Source organism: Nocardia cyriacigeorgica, assembly GCF_005863245.1.
Lineage (GTDB): Bacteria > Actinomycetota > Actinomycetes > Mycobacteriales > Mycobacteriaceae > Nocardia > Nocardia cyriacigeorgica_C.
On record NZ_VBUT01000011.1, the window covers coordinates 161892 to 181503 of the forward strand.

Here is a 19612-nt window from a genome sequence, read left to right on the forward strand (position 1 = left end):
ACCGTCTCCATGACTCAACTGACACGACGACCACCTGGCTGTGCGAGCAACGCCACCTCGGAGCCCGCCGGAGCACTGGGCGGGGCAGGCCGGTCGGCGGCATCCAGGTAGCGGGTTTCGCCGCGCGGCTCGATCAGATCCACCCGCACCCGGCGCATCGGAATGCTGACATCCACCGCCGTCGCACTGACCTGATCGATGGCCAGATCGGCGGCCCGCCTGCGCGGCGTCCCCGGCTCGGAGATCGTCACGGTGGTCTGCGCAGCGGATGCGTGCGCGGGTACCTGGTCGAAGACCGCGATCGTCGCCGAAGAGGTGGAGCCGTTGTCGTGGCCCGCACCGTTGCCCGCCAACCGCAGCGTCGACGGGTCGCCGACCGCCGACACCAGCTGACGCCACCGCTGCGGCCTGCTGGTGTGGATCTCGACCTCGGCCCCGACCACCGTCGCGCGCAACAGGATCTGCTGGGCCACCGACAGTTGTGCCCGCACGTCGATCGAGCGCCGGCGCGGGTTGTAGCGCGCCGGGTCGAACAACGGCAGCGCCAGCGTATGCCGCGGCTGGCCGCTGACCGCACCGAGGATCTGGCCATTGGGGCCGATGGCGATCGGCAGCTCCCACAGCTGTTCCAGGGTCGCGGTATCGCTGCCGGTTTCGTCGGCGGGCAGTGCGTCCACCGACAGCTCGCCGGGCAGCGTGGCCAGCAGCGCACTCGCCTGGCGGCCGGAGATCAGCTTGAGGTAGTCGGGCAGGTCCTTGGCCTCTACCGCGGGCCCGATGAAGCGCACCAGCGCGCGGGGACCGCGCTCGGCGGTCAGGCTCACCACCAGCGTGGTGCGCCCGCTGTTCCACGACCAGCAGTCGTCGAGCCCGGCGCCGTCGAGCCGATCCCAGTCGATGACGAAGCTGGTGACACAGCGGCCCGGCGCGGAGGACTCCAGCCGTGTCCACGTCTCCCGCAGATCCGGCAGTTCCACGCCCGCGTGCAACAGCCTCGTGGCCTCACGCAGGGCGGCGTCGGGCAAGGCGTGGGCTTGGATGCCGCGTTCACGCAAGCGGCCCGCGATGCGGTGCGCCGCGGCGGCCAGCGCCTTGGGCGCCACGACCTCGCACGGCCCACGCCGGTTGAGCACCCGCAGGTTCCGTTCCTGATCCAGCCGCACCACCAGCCAGGTCAGCCGGTCGCCGACCACCGGATGTGAGCCGATCAGCTGGTCGTAGAGCATGCTGTAGCTGCCGGTCGGGCGCACCCGCTGCCCGGTGGTGACGATGTCGATATCGACCTGGATGCCGTACTGATCCAGCAGCGGCACCAGAGCATCGATCGGCACCGTGTCCTCGGTGTAGATCGAGGTATCGGCGATGACGGTGGGCAGGTCCAGATCGGGGGCCAGCTGGATCATCGCGACCAGCGTGTTGCCCGACCGCCGCACCCCGCAGGCCCCGGTCTTGGTCGTCACGTCCTCGATGTCCGGCGGCTCGGCCAGCAGGCGCGCTCGCGCCGCCCGCCCGGACCGGAACTCCACCCAGTCGAGCAACCAGCGCACGGTGGTCCGGCCGTTGACCCGGACGGTGACCGTCACCAGCAGCACCGTGACCACGGCCGCACCGGCCCACCACGGGGTGTGCACCGACAGCGTCACCAGGAAGGGGCTACCGCCGACCGCCAGCACGGCGAACGGGACGCGTTCGGCCCCGCCGACGCGCACACTCGGAAACCTCACCGCCGCCTCCGGATGGCATTGCCGGCGTATGTCGCGCCCGCGCCGAGGATCGCCGCGGCGACGATGACGGCCGTCGCGGTCACCGCCGGGCGCGCGTCCTCGGCCCGCGGTGGCGGCGGAATCTCCAGCGCCCCCGAAGCGAACAGCCCCTGCGGTGGCTCCGGCGGCGTGCGGTAGGCGAGGGCGGCGGCCGGGTCGATCACGCCCGCACCGACCACGTTGTCGATCCCGCGGGCCGGCTTGTGGGCGCTGGCCTGCAAACGAGCCGCGATTTCGGCCGGGGTCTCATTGGGAAAACGCGAGCGCAGCAATGCCGCGACCCCGCTGACGTAGGCGGCGGCGAACGACGCGCCCGCCACCGGCACCAGTTTGCCGGGAGCGCCCACGCCGTTGATGAGCCCGGTGCCACCCGGCCCGAGCGATTCGATGCCGGTGCCGGGCGCCGCCACCGACACCCACGGACCGTTCAGCGAGTCCGGCATCGGCGTGCCGTTGGCGGTGGTGAAGCCGACCGTCAGGACCGTGGGCGCATACCAGCCGGGCGTCGAGATGGTTTCGACGTCGCGCCAGTTCCGTTCGTCGGTGGGCCGTCCGGGATCGATCTCCGGATTCTGCTGGCAACCGTCGGCGCCGGTGTTCCCGGCACCGGCCACGATGAGCGACCCCTTCACATGGGTCGCGTAGCCGACGGCCGCGGCCATCATGTCGTGGTCGGCGGGCTCGTCGACGGGCACGCAGACCGGCAGCGACACCGTGATCACACCGGCGCCGAGGTTGGCCGCCCTGGTGATGGCCCGGGCCAGGGCGCGCATATCCGTGGTTTTCTGAGCGGTCCGATCGCCTGCCGGTCGTTCGGCGCGGAACGCCCCGGACCGGTAGCGAATCGAGATGATCCGCGCATCCGGCGCCACCCCGGCGAAGGCGTCCGCCGGATCGGCTGTGGCGCCGATGATTCCGGCGACCAGGGTGCCGTGGGCATCGCAGTCGGACAGGCCGTCACCGCCCGCGGTGACATAGTCTCCGCCACCGACCAGGTTGGGCAGCCGTGGATTCGGTTGCACCCCGGTGTCGATGACGGCGACGGTCACCCCGGAGCCCCGGCTCAACGAGCGCGCACGCTCGAGGTCCAGCGCCAGGTCCGGCGGCGGCACCTGCGACAGATCGCTGTCGGGCAGGACACCGGTGGCCAGGCACGCATTGTCCTGCTTGGTCGGGAACTCCGGGCCGGGCGGATCATCGGGCGGCGGCGGACCGACGATCACCTGCGGCGGCGCCACCGCCGCGGCGGGCCCGCTGCCGATGGCCAGCACGATCCCGGCCAGCGCCGCCACGGCGACGCGTCCAGCGCGCATCACAGCCCCCGCATGGCGGTGTAGATGCCCATGATCCAGAAGGCGATGACCGGCACGACCAGGATGTGGGCGTATTCGATGAGGTCGATGACCCGACGAGTCGGCGGGGACAGCCGCTTGCCCGGCATCCGCACCGCCGCGACGCAGGCGGCGATGGCGAGCGCCGCGACGACCGTGACGACGACCAGTCGCGCAGGCGCCGTCTCGTACGCGCCGACCAGCACCCAGCCGACACCGGCCACGGTCACCGCGGCCGCGCAGACCAGCGCGATCGCCTGCACCAGATCCGGATACCAGCGTGAGCGCAGCACCAGCACCACGGCCACCGCGCCGGCGAGCACGATCTCGCGAATTCCGCCGGGGCTCACCGCCGAGGTGATCACCGAGGAGACGGCCAGCAGGCTGGAGATCGCGACGATCAGTCCGCGCAGGCTCGTCACCGCCAGCCGGGCCCGGCTCTCGATGCCGGTCGACGCATCACGCCGGTCGGACTCCTCCGCGCGGTCCTGTTCACCGTCACCGCCGGATTCGGCGTCGAAGATCCCGGTCAACGTCGAGGGCGCCACCTCGTTGCCCGGGTCCGGCAGATCCGGTGGACGGATGCGCGCGATCACCACGGCGATGCGGGGTGCCAGCGTCAACAGGATCAGGCCGACAAACACTGCGCCACTGGATACCTGGCGCACCGCCAGATCCGAGTAGGTCAGCGGCAGTGCGGCGGCGGTGAGCGTCAGGCCGGTCACCGTCACCGCCATCAGGGTGGCGATCCCGAGTCCCGTCAACCGGATCATGGTCGCCGCGGCCACCGCGACGACCACCGCGCCGGCCGCGAGGTTGGCGGCGGCGAACGGCCCCGGCTCGCCGTACTCGGGCGGCACCAGCATGGCCGCGCCCGCGAACAACAGCGGCAGCGCGGCCAGCGACAGTCCGAGGCAGATGTGCGGCGCGGATTCGCGCGCGCGTGAACGCACGGCCGCGCCCCAGCAGATCAGGCCGAGCAGCAGCGCCGGCAGCGCACACCACCACAATGAGCCGGTCTCGGTCCACGACCAGGACAGCAGCCCGGCGACCACGGCCGCCCCGGCACCCAGCGCCGCCAGTCCGACGATGCTCGACGCACGAGGGTCGAACTCGGCGAACTCGCGCTCGTTGATCATCGCCAGCGCATCGGTGATGTCCTCGACGACCGGGGTGAACACCTCCGCCGATTCCACCACCGACAGCATGAGCACCGTGCCGTCGACCACGTCGTGATCGGCCAGCGTGCGCCAGCGCGGCATCGGCGGCTCCCCCGGCCTGCCGAGACTCCACTGCCCGGTCGCCGGGGTGAAGTCGACGCTCTCGTTGTCTATCGCATCGGCGAGCACGACGAGCAGGTCGTCGATGAAGGTCTCGATGCTGAACTTCGTCGGGACCACGACGTCGACCTGATAGGTGCCGACGAGCACCGCGATCCTGGCCCGCGCGACCTCGGCGGGCGGCTGCGCCGCCGTGGGCTGAGCCGAACTCGACGGCGGCGCAACAACAGTGGTCATCGCCACCCTCCGTGATGGCCGGGATCACCGGCGAGATGAGTCGGGAAGTCGTCGGCGAGCGCGGCCGCGAGTTCTTCGAACGCCAGCTTGGTCTCCTTGGTGACCAGCCGCAGATCGATCTCGCCGCCCTCGGCCAGATGCGCGTCGTACGGGAGGGTGAACGTGGGCCGCTGGGCGGTGGCGAACAGATTCTCGATCGCTTCCACGTCCACGGTCGGCTTGAGCGGCTGGTGGTGCACGATGGCCACCATCGATTTCGCGATCAACCGGTCCAGCCCGTGCGTGCTCAGCCAGTTCAGCGTCGCCACCGCACCGGTCACGCCGCCGACAGTCGCCGGGGTCACGACCACGACCGCATCGCTGGTCTGCAACACCGTCCGGGTGGCCGAATCCAGCACGCCGGTACCGCAATCGACCAGCAGCAGGTTGTAGTGGCGGCGCAGGATCTCCACACCGGTGCCGTACTCCTGACCCGAGAGCGCCTCATTGGCCTCGGTGGTCCACGGCGAGGCGAGAACCGCGAGATTCGACGCATTGACCGAGGTGTAGGACTGCACCGCGGAGAAGGCGCCGAGGTTGGGATCGCGCGCCAGTTCGCGCAGCGTGAGCCCATAGGGGTGGCGCACCGTCCGGGTGGACAGATCGCCGAAGTCCGGGTTGGCGTCGATGGCGACGACGCGATCGGGACGCAACGAAGCGAAGGTGGAGCCGAGGGTCGCGGTGGTGGTGGTCCGGCCGACGCCGCCCTTCACGCTGATCATCGCGATCTGATAGGTGTTGTTGAGCTGACGCCGGATTCGGCTGCGGCGATCTTCGGTGCGCTGCTCGGCCGGCGAGAGCCCGAGCCGGAAACCCACCTTGTTCAGCGCGCCGCGCACACCGCTGTTGGACCGCAGCTGGGCCTGATTCGCCGCGGAGATGTTGGCCAGCAACTCGATCGAGGTGAGCGCGACCGGAAGCACCTCGACCCGCGACTGATCCACATTCGTGACTTCGACGCGGTCGGGCACCCAGTTGTTGGGTGGTGGCGCGGCAGAACCGGTCGCCGGATGTGGCAACTGACCGGGCTGCGCGGGCTGATACCCGGGCTGCGAACCCATCTGTTGCTGCTGTTGCTGCTGCTGTTGCGGTTGCGGTTGCTGTTCTTGCGCCGGTCGCGTCTGGCCGGCCGCGGTCTGCTCGGTGGCCGCCACCGGGTTGGCCGCGGCCGGCGGCACGTCGCTGGTGGGCAGCGACAACGAGCTGGGCGCACCAGGAACCGAGACCTGCTGGGGCGCAGCGGCATTTCCCGGCTGCGGCGTCGCGGTATTTCCCGGCTGCGGCGCCGCTGCGCGCTGGTCGCCCCCGGTTCTCGGCGCGTCCGCGGTGTCGGAGGACTGATTCACACCGGCCCCGCCCACCCCGGTGACCGACCCCGGCGGCAGATCCACCTGCTGGGCGAAATAGGCGTCATAACCACCGCGGGCCCGCACGGGCTCCGCGGAATGACCGTTCGTGGTCGGTGCGCGATTCATCTGTTCGTCCTCTCCGAAACCGCTCTGGGGACGGTCAACTGATGCGGGTGGTGTCGAACCAGCTCCGGCCGGGCAACAAGTCGACCAGCGCCGCCACAGCGGTCCCGATCGCGGCATCGTCACCCGGCAGATACGTGGTCCACAGCTGCCCATCCATCGCGACGCTCGGCGTCACAACGATCCGGCCCGACATGGTGTCGAGCACTGCCGCGCTCACCTTCGGTACCGCCTGGACGCCGTCGTGATGTTCGAACATCACGATCTCCGCGCGGCGGACCACCTCGTCCATCACCCTGCTGAGCACACCGGCGGTGTGCCGGTGCGCACCGAGCTCCAGCAGCGCCTGCCGTCGCTCGGTCTGTTCGGACGGTACCTCACCGAACTGTTCCTCGGTGGCGGTCAGTGGCTCGAATTCCAGTGGCGGACAAGGTCCCACCGCTGCCACCACGGCCGCGGCCAGCGTGTCCAGGCTCCGGCCTTCGTAGAAAACCGGCTGGATGATGACATGGTCATCACAACGCACCGCCATCACATGCTGCTCACCCTGACGCACCAGCGACATGCGCAGCATCGCCGGATCATCGCCGCCGCGACCGTTGTCGATGACGCGGACGACGAGTTCGGTATCGGGCCGGTCCAAGCAGTGCAACCACTGCTGGACAACCGGATGCACGCGACCGTCCTCGACGATGCCCGCGGCTTCGAGCTCGTCGAGGACGACCGCGTATACCCGTGCGTGGTCGTCTTCGTCATAGATGTTCGGCAGCAGGGCCAGAACCAGCGGATAGTCGTCGATCCCGGCGAGATCCTGCAATACCAGCGCCGCGTCGACGTTGAGGTCGACGACGGTCGGGTCGTGATCGGTGTCATCCGATCCGGCGACATACGATCCTGACGAAGAAATCACCACTGGTGGACTACCACTCCTTATCCGAGGATCCCGTCGAACAACCCGCGCAGGCCCTTGTCGGTGATGTGCATTTCACCGCCGCTGCCGCCGACCTGTCCGACTGCGCCCTTGAGGCCCTTCAGCGCGCCGTTGTACTCGTTGACGAGATTGTCGAACCGGGCCTGGAACTGGGCCTGGGATTCACCACCCTCACCGCGGAAGTGCTCGGCAACCATGTTGCTCAAGGTGCGCTTCTCGGTGTCGTTCAGCTCCATCTGCGAGAGCAGATTGGTGGTGGCGGTGACGAGCTCGTCTACCCGGTAATAGTCATCGGTCAATTCACCAGCAGCCATGATCTTCCATCCCTTCTATAACGAATAGTGGTGTTCGAGTCGAATTCTCAGAAGTTGAAGTTCGTGCTCTTGCCGACGGCGACGGAGCCATCGATGTCCTGGTTGCCGACGCGCGCGCCGGAGGTCTTCAGGGCGTCGACCGCTTCGTTCAGGAAGTTCTGCAGCCGCGTGCCCTTCTCGATCGCACGGGTGAACTCGTCCTGCGTGGCCTTACCGGTGGCACCGGTCAGCGGCGCCTGGAACTGCACCTGCAAGTCGCGCAGGACCGTCATGTGCGCACCCATGGTTTCCACGTGGGTGAAGAACTTGTCGGCGAACCCTTGCAGCTCCCCCTGTGAGCCGTTGTATCCCATCGCCATAATGAAATCCTTTCAGACAGTGCTTGTTTCACACTCGGGCGGATTCGCCGAGTACTTCTTGGTCTCGTGTCTCGACCTCATCCGAATATTCGATGACGCCGATGGCCGGGGGTTTCTCCAGTACTGGCACCTCCTGGGGTTCGCCGGGGGTGTACACCGCGGCCGTTTTCCGAAGTTCCTCACGGTCGCGCCTGCGGCGACGGGTATTGGGCGCGATCGCCCCGCGCGGCGGTGCATTCCTCGGCGGAGGCGCCGAGGCGGGGGTCACCGGCGCCCCGAAGGTGGCGCCCGGTGCGCGCAAAGACCAGTTCGCCGGCATCCTGAATCCGGTTGCGGCTCCGGACATCGCGCCGATGCCGCCGCGGACCATGCTGAGGGCGACGGCGGAGCCGACCCCGCCTTGCAGGCCCGCCAAGGTAGTCGACCCTGGCGAGGTTCCGAGGAAGCCCGGATCGCCCTCCATCGCACCCTGACCGAATCCGTCCGGCCCGTTGACTCCGCCCATGTCCGACAGCGTTTCCGGTGCGCCGACCGGGTCGCTCAGGCCGGGGTCACCCGGCACCGCGTCACTCGGCCCGGTGCCGCCGCCATCGGCAGGCAGGGTGTCGCCACCGCTCGATCCGCCGCCACCGGAATCGGCCGAGCCACCACCGCCGCCATCGGACGATCCGCCTCCGCCACCGTCACCACCGCCGCTGCCCCCGCCCGATGACGACGGGCGACCGTCCTGACCGCCGGAGGAATCGAACTGCGAGCCACCACCACCGAACTCGCCGGTCTGGCCCCCCGGGGCCCAGTTCGACGAGTTCGCACCCGATCCTGGCAACAGGCTCGTCAGGGGTGGCACCATGCCACCACCTGATGCCGAAGTAATCGCCGGCGGCGGGATCGGCGGCGGCAGCGATGCGGCGTTGGCCTGCGATTCGGCTTCATAACCTGCCATGGCGGCAGCTGCCAGCGCCCGCATCACCATGTATTCGGCTTCATTGATCGCGAATGCCGCCGCGCTCGCCCCCGCCATCGTCGAGCCGACGGCCAAGCTCGCGGCTCGGGCCCGGTTGGCGATGATCGCCTCGGGGCGCGGCATGATGGCCCGAGCCTGCATGTATGCCGCCGCTTGGGCGTCGCAGCGAACAGCCACTTGATTCGCGATGTCGGCCTGCTGTTGCAGCCACGCGGTGTGCCTGCGATAGGCCGAAAGCGCGCCGTTGGAGGTATCGCCCTTCCAATTCGCGGCCAGCGCGGCGGTATGCGCTTCCGAACAGCCGACCGCGACGGTCATGGTTTGAGCGATGGCGCGGTAGGCCGTCGCCGTCTGCTCCATTGCCCACGGACCGGGCCCGGTATTCAGCGCGATGGACATCGCCAGCGGCGACAACGCAGCGAAAATCGGCACTGTCGGCCCTCCACTCTCCGCCGAGAAGCGCTCTCAGCGCAGTCCGGCCACGGACCCATACGCCGACAGCGTTCCACCGCCGGCGATATCGGAATCGGTGTACGCCGTGGCGACCGGGGCCAGCACTTCGCCGCCGTCCCGCCTCTTCAGGCACCCATCGCCGACTTCCTTCAGCAAGTCACCCGCGTAGGTATTGAACCGTGCCGCAGCCATTTTGCTGACGGGGTCGAGGGCGGCGGGCATCGAGATGGTCCCAGGTGCGGCGGTCGAGAGCGCAGCCTCGAACGCCGCCTGGTCCACTGCGTAGGAGGCGCCGGTCGACCGCACCGCGGACGACGAAACTTGAAGAGGGAGTGTCATTGCAATACTCCAATCAACACCGTGACCGGACTCGATCGAGCGGTCGTGAGTAGAACGGTAAGTTATGTCCAACAGTGGGAAGGCTCACAGTTTCAGAGCCGGGGAGGTATCCACGCCGACTGCACGAGCTCGCGCCGAGTCAGCATGGGCTCCACCAGGATTCCTCGTCCCGGCGGCTGCTTGGTCGCGCGCACGTCACCGATGAGGGCGCCGTCCTGCCGGGTGCCATCCATGAGCAGGCCCGACGAATTGAGGTTGCGGATACCACCCATCACGTTGTCGTACATCGCCGTATCGGCACCGGCGATATTGCGGGCGACGATGGCGTGCAACCCGGTATCGCGGCCGTCGACCAGGATCTGCTTGAGCGGATCGAGCGGATTGGACGCACCCCGCTGCACCACCATGTGGTAGTCGTCGATGAAGACGAAGACCTCCGGCCCGGTCCACCAGGAGCGCTCGGCGAGCTGGCGGGTGGTCACCGTGTCGGGCGGCCTGCGACTGTCCATCTTCGCCAGCAGATCCGGCATGATGCCGATGACGTCGCGCTCGTTGGTGACGTGCGCGATCAGCATGTTGTCCGGCACGGCGCCGAGATGGCGGCGCCGGTAGTCGATCAGCAGGATCCGCGCCTGGTCCTCGGTGAACCGGCGGGTGATCGACTCCAGCATCGACGCGATGACCGAAGACTTACCGGATCCCGATGAACCCAGCACCATGAAGTGCGTCGAGATGCCGAAGTCGATCGTCGCGGGACCCAGATCGGATTCGCGCACGCCGAAGGGCACCACCAGCCGCTGCGCCAGCGTCGTCGGCGCGGGGGTGGCCGGGATCTCGTCGAATTCCACGAGCGCGGGCAACAGCCGCACCTGCGGCGCCGCACGACCGGGGAACCGTCGCTGCACCTCGCCGATCGCCGCTTCCAGACCAGTGGCGACCGATTCGGCCTCGGCTACCCCGTCGATCCGGGGCAGCGCGACGAACATGTGCAGCGCCTCGGCCGACACACAGCGGCCGGGGCGGTCGGTGGGGATCGCGGAGACCACGTTGCGGTGGGTGTTGAACGTCGTGTCGGTGAGATCGCCCAGGCGCATCTCGACCCGGGTCTGGATCATGTCCTTGACCGCGGGCCGCACCGCCATCCAGCGCGAGCTGGTCAGCACCAGGTGGATGCCGAAGTTCAGGCCCTGGAGCGCGATCTGCTCCATGGTCGCGGAGTACTCATCGAAGTACGGGCCGTTGTTGGACAGGCCGATATCCCAGCCGTCCACGACCAGGAAGACATCGCCGTAGGGATCGCGATCGGCCCACGGCGGACGGCCACCGGACTCGTTGCGCATCGTTCGGAACTTCCGGATGGTGTCGATCCCGTACTCGGCGAACAGGTTCTGCCGCGTCTCGAGCAGGTTGGTGATCAGGGCGATGGTGCGCCTGATGCGGTCCTGGTCGCGCGGGCCCGCCACCGAACCGACGTGCGGCAACGTGCGCATGGCCGACAGCGAACCGCCGGAGAAGTCCACACAGTAGAACTGCACCTGTTCCGGAGTGTGGGTCAGCGCCGCCGCCAGCATGAAGGTCTGCAGCGCCGTCGACTTGCCGGACTGCGGCCCGCCGACGATCGCCATATGCCCGCCGGCCGCCGAGAGATCGGCCGTCCAGCTGTCCTGGCGCTGCTGACGCGGCTTATCGATCAGGGCCACGGGGATGCTCAGCGAGCCCTGTTCGGCCCCCTCGAGCAACCGGTCCAGGGTCGGTGGAGTATTCAGCGGCGGCAGCCACATCTTGTGCGCGGGCCTGCCGTGCCCGGCCAGTTGCTGCAACACCGTCTCCATGACCGTGACCTGCTCGGTCTCGGTCGCGTCCGGTTGCTGGGCCGCCACCGGCGCCCGCTCGACCACCGCGGGTCGCACATCGGCGACCGGACCGGTGGTGAATCGCTGCGGCGGCCGGTATCCGCCACCGGCGCGGCGGGCCCTGCTCGAGGCGTTCGTGGCCGATGCCAGCGCTCGCGGCGTATACGCCTCACCCACATACGTGGCCTGGAATCGCTGCAGATCACCGGAGCCGACCCGCAGATAGCCCGAGCCCGGCTTCTTCGGCAGGTGGTAGGCGTCCGCGGTGCCGATGGCGTCTCGCGAGTCGCTGGTCTGGTTGGTGCGCAGGGCGACTCGATACGACAGGTGCGCCTCGAGTTCACCCATTCGGTTCGCCGGCACCTTCTGCGACGACAGCAGCAGGTGGATGCGTAGCGATCGCCCGAGGCGGCCGATCGCGACGAACAGCTTCGAGAAGTCCGGGTAGTGCTCGAGCAGTTCGGCGAACTCGTCGAGGATGATGAACAGCGTCGGCAGCGGCGCCAGATCCGCGCCCTGCTCGCGCGCCCGTTCGTAGTCGGCGACATTGGCGAAGTTGCCCGCATCGCGCAGAATGCGCTGGCGGCGCACCATTTCGCCGTTGATCACGTCTTCCATACGGGTGACCAGGTCGGATTCTTCCTCCATATTGGTCACGACGGCGGTCACGTGCGAGAGCCGGTCGAAGCCGAGGAAGGTCGCACCGCCCTTGAAGTCGACCAGCAGCAGGTTCAGCTGGTCCGGTGAGTGGGTGGCGACGGCGGAGAGCACAAGGGTCCGCAGGAATTCCGACTTACCCGAACCGGTCGCGCCGATGCACATGCCGTGCGGGCCCATACCCTCTTCGGCCGATTCCTTGATATCGAGGTGCACGACCGCGCCGGCCGGATCATGCCCGAACGGGATGTTCAGGCGCGCCCGGTCGCTGTCCCGGCGCACCGGCCACTGCTGGTCGATGCGAATGTCGCCCGGGTCGGTGACGCCGACCATCTCCTCCCAGGAGGTACCGGTGCTGGCCTGTTCGGCGGCAACCGCCTCCACCACCGTGGACAGCCGGAACGGCGCCACCCGTCGTGCAAGCGCCAGCATCGCGGGCAGGGACATCGAGTCCGCGACGCCCACCCGGCGCAGCCCACGGGGCGTCACCTCGTGGAGCGAACGATCTTCCTCGACAGTGAATTTCAGCGCTCGTGGCAGTGACTGCTCGGCTGGTCCGAGCCGCAACCAGGTGCAGCCGTCGATACCGGAGATATCGCGCTCATTCGCCTGGCCGCCGACATCGACGATCAGCAGATGATGCTTGCGGTCGAGCGCGGGCTCGCTGTTGGCAGAGAACGGGCCTCGGTTGAGATCAGCCAGCACCTTGGCGCGCAATTCGCCGACGCTGCGATACACCATTCTTGCGGGGCCGACCGCGTCGGTGGCGGTGGGATGCTGAGTATGCGGCAGCCATTTCAGCCACGCCCACTCGGGCGCATCCGGATCCTGCAGGGCCGCCGCGACGGCCACCTGGTCCGGACCGTGCAAGACGACGGCCTCGGCGATCATCGCGCGGATCAAACCCGCCACCGCGGCCCGGTCACCATCGAACCCGACCTGCGGCGCGGATAGCAGATTGATCGCCACCGGCATCCCGCCGACGGTCGAGTACGCCTTGGCGAATCTGGTCAATTCGACGACGCCGACCGGATCGAGATCGGAAGTGGGCGCCGCTTCGGGCACGATCACCCGCACCTGGTTGGCGATGCGACCGCGGCCGATCCGCACCCGCAGGAACTGCGGGCTGGCCACCTGGACTTCCCACATACGTTTGCCGCCGACCAGCCGTGCGATCTCGGCCGGACCCGGGTGGGTATAGCGCAGGAAGGCGTGCAGATCCATTTCGGCGTCGTGCACGGTCTTGCGGTTGTCGGTGAGACTGCGCAGGTAGTCCTTGCGTTCCTCGTTGAGGCTCGCCGCGGACGTTCCGCCGCCTCCGGAGAACTGGCCGCCGACCATGCCGAACATCGACACCACCATCATCAGCGGGAAGAACAGCATCATCGGTGATGTCGGCATCCCACTGCGGAACATCATCACCATCATGCCGACCATGGCCGCGACCATGACCACCGGCAGAATCATCTTGAGCTTGGACGGCGGGACAGGCTTGGGCAGTTCGGTCGGCGGCTGCAACCGGAGTTCGGTCACCGCGGGAGCTTTGGGCCCGCGGATCATCCGGGCCGGCCGGACGAATCGGCGGGTGGCGGTCACGACGGGCCGCCGAAGCCGAGTCCGGCCTTGTCGACCGGGATGCCGTCGTGCACGACTTTGGCGTCGGCCTGGGACAGGGTGGGCCCGACAGCGAACAACGACACGATGCTCCAGGGTGCGGGTACGGGCGCGCGGAGCGCCAGGGCGGACAGGGTCGAGCGGGCATCGGATTCGTTGGCCGCGTCGACGTCGATGCCGTAACGCACGCCGCTATCGGAGATCCAGTAGAGGCCCTCCCGCAGCGGTGAGGTCGGATCCGAACCGCTGACCTGCACGAATCGGCCCGTCGTGCGAGGCATGTAGGCGGCGTCGGCGGTGTTGCCCTGCGAATTCTGCGCGGTCACCAGTGCCACGGTGCGTGACTGTTCCTCGGCCGGCAGCGGCAACCGGTCCCCCGCCACCAGTTGCGTGGTCGCCGCGGCGTCACCCGCCGCACGCGACCAGTGATAGCAGGTGACGCCGAACCGCTCCGGTTCCACGATGTCGACCTGGGTCGCCGGATAGGTCGCGGTGCCCGGCCACGCACCAGGGCGCAGGTTGGCCGCGATCACGTCCGGACCGACGGTCCGCACCGAAATGGCGCCCTGTGAATCGGCATTGCGGATCATGTCCGCGAGCACCGCACTCACCTGCACGACCCCGGACTGCGACACCACATACGTTTCGCCCGCCCGCCCCGACACCGTGAGCACCGAGCCGACCGGCACGGTCAGACCGGTCGACAGCGTCGTCATCTCGCCCGCGCCAGGCACGGCAGGTACCCGGATGGGTGGGGCCTCCGGGATGGCGTTGATCAGGCCCTTGGACGCGGCGACCACTGTCGCCGTCGGGTCGATGCCGAGGGCAAGCACCACCGCCGAATCGGCGAGATCGATCGCCGCACGGACGAATCCCTGCTCCTGGTCGGCGTAAACCAGCCAGGTCGTCGATTCATCGCGCAGCAGGCGCGCCTCGGCACCGGCCAGCGCGCGGGTGGTTTCGCCATCGATCTTCAGTGGCCCGCCGATGGCGGTGGTTCGTGGTGCGGTGAGCGTGGCCGTGGGCAGGCCGGTGCGCGAATCGACCGGCGCCGCGGCCCCGGAACGCGTGGTGTCGCAGACCGCCCAGGAGGAATCCTTCGAGCCGGAATCGACGATATTGCCCGGCGCTCCGGGAATACCGACCCACGGCCCGCGTGGATACTTCGACAGTTCTCCACCGGAAACCCGGACCGGATTGTCCGCCGAACCGACCACCAGCCGCGCCGACGTCAGATTCAACGCCGGATGCAGCCGATCACCGACACGGACATACAGCGCACCGGTGTCCTTGTCGGCGACGATCTTCGAATCGCCGACGTTCTTGGCCGGTTTGAAGAAGGCCATCACCGCGGCACCGGCCACACAGACGCAGGCGAGGGCGACGCCGATCAGCAGCGCGGTCGACCGGCCGCGCTGGGGATCGTCGATCATGGAGGCATCGCGACGCACCAGTGCGTGCTCGATCCGGTGCAGGAGAAAACGCCAGCCCGATATCTGGTGTTTGGTCACCACCCGGAAACGTGCCATCACATCACCTGGTGGGTGCCAAGCCCGCTAGCGCGGAGGTGATGTCGGAGGCGTCGACGGTCATCAGCTCTTCATCGCTCATGGTCGACACATCCAGGTTATCGCGGGTGAAGCGGTAATCGCGTTCGGCCTCCGCGGCTTCCACCACATTGCGGACGAATCGGCCGTTACCCGCGAGGTCGATCAGCCGCCTGCCGTCGCGGTTCTGCACCGCCAGTTCCTCGCAACGCGCACGCAGGATCTCCATCGCCTCCGGGGATAGGATCGAATCCTTCTTCTTGGCAATGTGTTCGGCGATCTGTACGAGCTCGTCGGCCTCGTAGCTGGAGAACCGGATCCGCTTGGTGAAGCGAGACGCCAGACCGTCGTTGGAGGCGAGGAACCGGTCGATCTCGTCTTCGTAGCCGGCGATGATCACGACCAGCTTGTCGCGGTCGTTCTCCATCCGGGCCAGCAAGGTGTCGACGGCTTCCTTGCCGAACGCGTCGCCGCCGGACAGCCCCTCCTGGATCAGGGTGTAGGCCTCGTCGATGAACAGCACGCCGCCCAGCGCGGAGTCGATCAGCGCATTGGTCTTCGGCGCGGTGTGACCGAGATGGGTGCCGACCATGTCATTGCGCGAGACCTCGATGACCTCGGCGTTCTGCACCACACCGAGCCCGGCGAAGATCTTCGCGATCACCCGGGCGATCGTGGTCTTACCGGTACCGGGTGGGCCGGAGAAGATCAGGTGCTGGGATTTCGATTCGACGGCCAGTCCGCGCTTGGCGCGCACCTGATCCATCAGCACGCCGGACTTCAGACGATCGACCTGCTCCTTCACCGAGGCCATGCCGATCTGGGCGTTCAGCAGGTCCGAGGCGTCGGTCAGCAGGGTTTCGCGTTCGGCCTTGGCCGCAGTGGCGGCCAGCTGCACCGGGTCGTCACCGGAGCGCGGATCCCAGATATCGGAGCGGGAGGCGATCAGTTCCGGAGTGGTGATCGCGAACCGGTAGCTCTTGTCCCGGACCGCGCGCTGCCACTCCTCCCGCTCACCCCACAGGCCGGACCCCTGGAGTCCCGCGAGCACCTTGTCACCGGCCTCGGTATCGCCATTGTGCCGCAACAGCATTCCGAGCAGGAAGTGGGCATCGGCCCAGATGTAGGACAGGTTGCCCGAGGAGCTGTCTTCGACAATGCGCTGCGCTCGCGGCATCGCCTCGCCGAACCGGCCCAGATGCGCCAGCGCCGAGGTGGTCATCAATTCGGCCGCGATATCGAGCAGGCCGTCCTCGAGCGAGGGCTGCGCGGTGCGCGCGGCGATCACATCGGTCCAGCGTTCGGTGCGGTAGTACAGCGACATGCGGACGAATCCGGCGACGTCATCGCCGGGCACCTCGTCCAGAATCGCCGCGGCTTCGCGCCACTCCCCGGCGTCGGCGTAGAAGCAGGCCTGCGCGATGGCGATCTGGGCGCGGTCGGCCATCGCCACCCGCAGCCCGTACATGCCCACCTCGACCTGACACCACAGCGCACGATCGGCCAGGCCGGCGCGCTGCTGGTCGCGGTAGAGGTTGTGCACGGAGCGGTAGGCCCCGTAGATAACCTCGGAGGTCACCTCACCGGCCATGGCGCGGCCCAGCCACGCATCGCACATGTCCGGATCGAGGTCGGTCGCCGTACGGAAGGCGGCGGCCGCGTGTTGCTCGTTGCGCACCCCTCCGGCGACAAGACCCAAACTCTGTACACCCGTGTAGAACGCGTCCTCGGCCGCTGACACTCGGACTTCCCTTCCGCCGATCTCCGCCTGAGTGCAGGTTAGCCACGGGGGCGATCAGTTGAATTCGTCATAGTCCCCAAAATTGGGAATAGGTGCGGTGATTCGTTCTACAGCACCCGGATGACGACCGAGTCACTCGACATCTGCGACCACGTCACCGTCTGCCCGAAGGTCGGCGCCTCGATCACCATCCCGTTGCCCGCGGCGAGCTGGACATGTTCGGGGCCGCGGGAACTGAACGAGCTACCGGGGAACACCAGGTCGCCCGGTTGCACCTCGGATGGATGCACCCGGGTGCCGCTGTAGATCTGTTCGTACGTGGTGCGCGGCAGGATCACTTCGCCATTGGTGGCCTGCGCGATCGCGTATTGCGTGAGCCCGGAACAGTCGAAACCACCGCCGGTAGGGCCGCCCGCGCCGCCGCCGCCCCAGATATAGGGAGCACCGAGCCAGGCGCTGGCCGCGCTCACAGCACGTCCGCCGAGGGTCCCGTCCGAGGGAACCCGGCGCCTGTCACCACTGCTGCGCCGGCTGACCCCGGAAGCTCTCGACCTCGACGGCCGACGGCGCCTACGCCGCTGGATCGGCGGTTGGCCGCGGACACGCGATTTCGGCACCTCGGGCGGAACGATCTGGGCGGCCTGTCGCCGGGCCGCGTCGAGATCGCCATTGACCTGCTTGGTGGCGTTGGCGACCGCCTTCTGCGCGGAATCGAGCAGCGCCGGACCACTGAACCGCAGGTCACCCAGGGTGCTGAGCGCCTTGGCCCGCGACTGGAAGTCGGCGATCTCGCGGTCGAGGGCACGGCGGCCGAGTACGGTGCCGTCGCCGGAGCCGGCGACCGCCTTGTCGACCACTCCGGCCCTGCCCGCATGGGCCTCGACCACGGACTCGTGCCTGCTGCGCGCCTCGGAGTAACCGACCTGCATCTGGCCGCCGCGCAACGCATTCGCCGCCAGGTCGGCCTTGGCGATCGCCGCATTCGTCCCTGCCGTCGGTTGGCCTTCGCCGTAGAGGCCGGCCAGTTTACGCAGGACGCCCTCGGCGTCTGTCGTCAGTCCCGGCGCCATCCGACCGACCTACCGTCGCGCATCATCGACCGCCTTTCCGATTCCCCGCCATTGTCCCGGCAGCCGAATCGAGCATCTTCCCAGCAATGGGACGTTGCGATCGGCTCCGAACTTCCCAACCCCGGGAAGGCAAGACAATGAGGGGCGATAACAGCGGGAGGCGGTGTCGACAGAATGGTGGCAGGTGTGGCGGACACCGAAGTTCAACAGACACAGAGCGCGAAGCCCGCAGAGGTGGCTGCGGTCGTCGCCGCCCCGCGCGGGCAGAGCGCCACACCCGCTGAACCCGAAGTCGGCAAGGTGGTCGCGCAGCCCGTCGAGGAGGCTCGGCCAGCAGGCTCCGCGGACCCAACGGCCGCCAAGGATGCGGCGCAGCCAGAGGCACGCCCTGTACGCCCAGCCCTGCCTGCCGACGGGAAAAAGGATTCGGGCGATCCCGATTCGGTGCGGCCGATCTCCGCCAAGGATCCCGGACGGACGGCACCGCCCAGCAACGGCGACTGGATGAAAATCACTCCTCCGCCCGGTGCTTCGCCGCAGACGAAGCTGTTGATCGCGCAGGCCGAGAAGGCGATCCGTTTCGCCGTCGACCTGCTGGGCCGTGAATACACCGTCACACCGCCGCCTGAAGTGAGCGCACTGCTCAAGACGGTCAAAGCCGACAATGTCGGCAACGGTCAGATGGTCGAGGCCTACAACAAGATCGCCAGCCAATCGCGCCAGACCAAGACCTCCCTACTGGCCATGGACGACAAGGTCGCCAAGACCTCGACGGTGATGGCCGACGAGAAATCCAAGAACCTGGCGGCGATCAAGACGATCGTCAGCGAGCTGAAGGATGGCCTGAAACCGTATTTCCCGGTCAAAAAGCTCACTGCCGCACAGGACTACGCGGTGATGAAGCTCGTCGCGCAGGCTTTGCGGAAGATCTGCGAGAAGATCGTCGCCGCCGCCGACTACAACTGGGACATCGCGCACGGCAAAGACGGTGGCGGCGGTGGCGCGGGCGGCGGTGGTGGTATTCCGGGTGCTGGCGGTGCTCAGCAACCGGGCGGCGGCCAGGGCGGTGGGGGCGACGGCGGGCTCGGCGGCCTGCTCGGCATGCTGCCCATGCTCGGCATGATTCCCATGTCGCTGATCCCCATGCTGCCGATGCTGCATGAGATGTTCGCGCCCGAAGAGCCCAAGAGCGGCGAGGAGAAGAAGCCCGAAGGTGCGCCGCCGCCACCGCCACCCGGTGAGGGAAAGCCGCCCGAGGCCCAGGCGCCGCCGACGGGCGATCCCGCTAAGCCCGCCGACGGCGCTGCGGCGCCGGGCGACCAGAAGCCGAACGATCCGAACAAGCCGACCGGTGAGCCTGCCAAGAGCGAGGAACCGAAGGCCGCGACGGCCTGAGCCCGGACGGTCCCGGCCGGGTCATCGATGTGCCATGCACATGCGAAAGGCGATTTCGGTGTGCCGGAACGGTTCGCGTGCAGGGCGGTCGGTCCCCCGTCCCTTGTCGCCCACCTCTGATCGACAATTCGCCGGCGTTGTCGCTCCAAGGTGGGCGAAAGGATATCTGGCCATCCGCATCCGGACTCCGACCTGCATCCAGACTTGAAACCCGCTGCATGCGAGATGCGATCGCGCCGACGAGTGCATTCGC

At 68.2% G+C, this 19612-nt stretch carries 14 protein-coding genes; 1 reads left to right on the plus strand and 13 read right to left on the minus strand.

Going from position 1 to position 19612, the window contains the following annotated elements; translation table 11 throughout:
* Positions 1 to 14: 14 nt before the first annotated feature.
* From eccE to FEK34_RS25125, 13 genes are all read right to left on the minus strand, one after another.
* Positions 15 to 1724, minus strand: a complete 1710-nt coding sequence (gene eccE / locus FEK34_RS25065) for a type VII secretion protein EccE (RefSeq protein ID WP_249359586.1) — start codon at positions 1722 to 1724, stop codon at positions 15 to 17.
* Positions 1721 to 3076 (minus strand): type VII secretion-associated serine protease mycosin, encoded by a 1356-nt coding sequence (gene mycP / locus FEK34_RS25070; protein ID WP_138451627.1) that lies wholly within the window; start codon positions 3074 to 3076, stop codon positions 1721 to 1723. Before mycP ends, eccE begins: the two co-directional genes overlap by 4 nt.
* A complete protein-coding gene (eccD, locus tag FEK34_RS25075) occupies positions 3076 to 4611 on the minus strand; it encodes a type VII secretion integral membrane protein EccD (RefSeq protein WP_138451629.1) in 1536 nt (511 codons plus the stop codon). Before eccD ends, mycP begins: the two co-directional genes overlap by 1 nt.
* Positions 4608 to 6125, minus strand: coding sequence for a MinD/ParA family ATP-binding protein (locus FEK34_RS25080; protein WP_249359588.1), 1518 nt, complete (start codon positions 6123 to 6125; stop codon positions 4608 to 4610). The genes eccD and FEK34_RS25080 overlap by 4 nt, the downstream gene beginning before the upstream one ends.
* A 34-nt stretch (positions 6126 to 6159) precedes the next feature.
* Positions 6160 to 7032 (minus strand): ESX secretion-associated protein EspG, encoded by an 873-nt coding sequence (locus FEK34_RS25085; RefSeq protein WP_249359590.1) that lies wholly within the window; start codon positions 7030 to 7032, stop codon positions 6160 to 6162.
* A 20-nt stretch (positions 7033 to 7052) separates the two neighbouring features.
* The gene (locus FEK34_RS25090) at positions 7053 to 7367 is read right to left on the minus strand and encodes a hypothetical protein (RefSeq protein ID WP_014349634.1); all 315 of its coding nucleotides are present in this window, start codon (positions 7365 to 7367) and stop codon (positions 7053 to 7055) included.
* Between the two features lie 47 nt (positions 7368 to 7414).
* The gene (locus FEK34_RS25095; protein ID WP_138451633.1) at positions 7415 to 7726 is read right to left on the minus strand and encodes a hypothetical protein; all 312 of its coding nucleotides are present in this window, start codon (positions 7724 to 7726) and stop codon (positions 7415 to 7417) included.
* Between the two features lie 28 nt (positions 7727 to 7754).
* Positions 7755 to 9122, minus strand: coding sequence for a PPE domain-containing protein (locus FEK34_RS25100; RefSeq protein WP_138451636.1), 1368 nt, complete (start codon positions 9120 to 9122; stop codon positions 7755 to 7757).
* A 33-nt stretch (positions 9123 to 9155) separates the two neighbouring features.
* Positions 9156 to 9482 carry a PE domain-containing protein gene (locus tag FEK34_RS25105; RefSeq protein ID WP_138451638.1) on the minus strand — a complete coding sequence of 109 codons (327 nt, stop codon included), beginning with the start codon at positions 9480 to 9482 and terminating at the stop codon, positions 9156 to 9158.
* A 92-nt stretch (positions 9483 to 9574) separates the two neighbouring features.
* Positions 9575 to 13525, minus strand: a complete 3951-nt coding sequence (eccCa, locus tag FEK34_RS25110) for a type VII secretion protein EccCa (RefSeq protein WP_249359592.1) — start codon at positions 13523 to 13525, stop codon at positions 9575 to 9577.
* 59 nt (positions 13526 to 13584) lie between these two features.
* Positions 13585 to 15135, minus strand: a complete 1551-nt coding sequence (eccB, locus tag FEK34_RS25115) for a type VII secretion protein EccB (RefSeq protein ID WP_138451641.1) — start codon at positions 15133 to 15135, stop codon at positions 13585 to 13587.
* A 4-nt stretch (positions 15136 to 15139) separates the two neighbouring features.
* A complete protein-coding gene (gene eccA / locus FEK34_RS25120; protein WP_138451643.1) occupies positions 15140 to 16894 on the minus strand; it encodes a type VII secretion AAA-ATPase EccA in 1755 nt (584 codons plus the stop codon).
* Positions 16895 to 17001: 107 nt separating this feature from the next.
* Positions 17002 to 17964, minus strand: a complete 963-nt coding sequence (locus FEK34_RS25125; RefSeq protein WP_138451645.1) for a C40 family peptidase — start codon at positions 17962 to 17964, stop codon at positions 17002 to 17004.
* A 186-nt stretch (positions 17965 to 18150) separates the two neighbouring features.
* Between FEK34_RS25125 and FEK34_RS30180 the strand changes: the two genes are divergently transcribed.
* Entirely contained in the window at positions 18151 to 19359 is a 1209-nt protein-coding gene (locus FEK34_RS30180; RefSeq protein WP_171048381.1) for a hypothetical protein, read from the plus strand.
* Positions 19360 to 19612: the final 253 nt, after the last annotated feature.

Coding starts and splice junctions, on each gene's coding strand:
- mycP (WP_138451627.1), bottom strand. CDS start 3,076: ATGCGCGCTGGACGCGTCGCCGTGGCGGCGCTGGCCGGGATCGTGCTG.
- eccD (WP_138451629.1), bottom strand. CDS start 4,611: ATGACCACTGTTGTTGCGCCGCCGTCGAGTTCGGCTCAGCCCACGGCG.
- FEK34_RS25080 (WP_249359588.1), bottom strand. CDS start 6,125: ATGAATCGCGCACCGACCACGAACGGTCATTCCGCGGAGCCCGTGCGG.
- FEK34_RS25090 (WP_014349634.1), bottom strand. CDS start 7,367: ATGGCTGCTGGTGAATTGACCGATGACTATTACCGGGTAGACGAGCTC.
- FEK34_RS25095 (WP_138451633.1), bottom strand. CDS start 7,726: ATGGCGATGGGATACAACGGCTCACAGGGGGAGCTGCAAGGGTTCGCC.
- FEK34_RS25105 (WP_138451638.1), bottom strand. CDS start 9,482: ATGACACTCCCTCTTCAAGTTTCGTCGTCCGCGGTGCGGTCGACCGGC.
- eccB (WP_138451641.1), bottom strand. CDS start 15,135: ATGGCACGTTTCCGGGTGGTGACCAAACACCAGATATCGGGCTGGCGT.
- FEK34_RS25125 (WP_138451645.1), bottom strand. CDS start 17,964: ATGGCGCCGGGACTGACGACAGACGCCGAGGGCGTCCTGCGTAAACTG.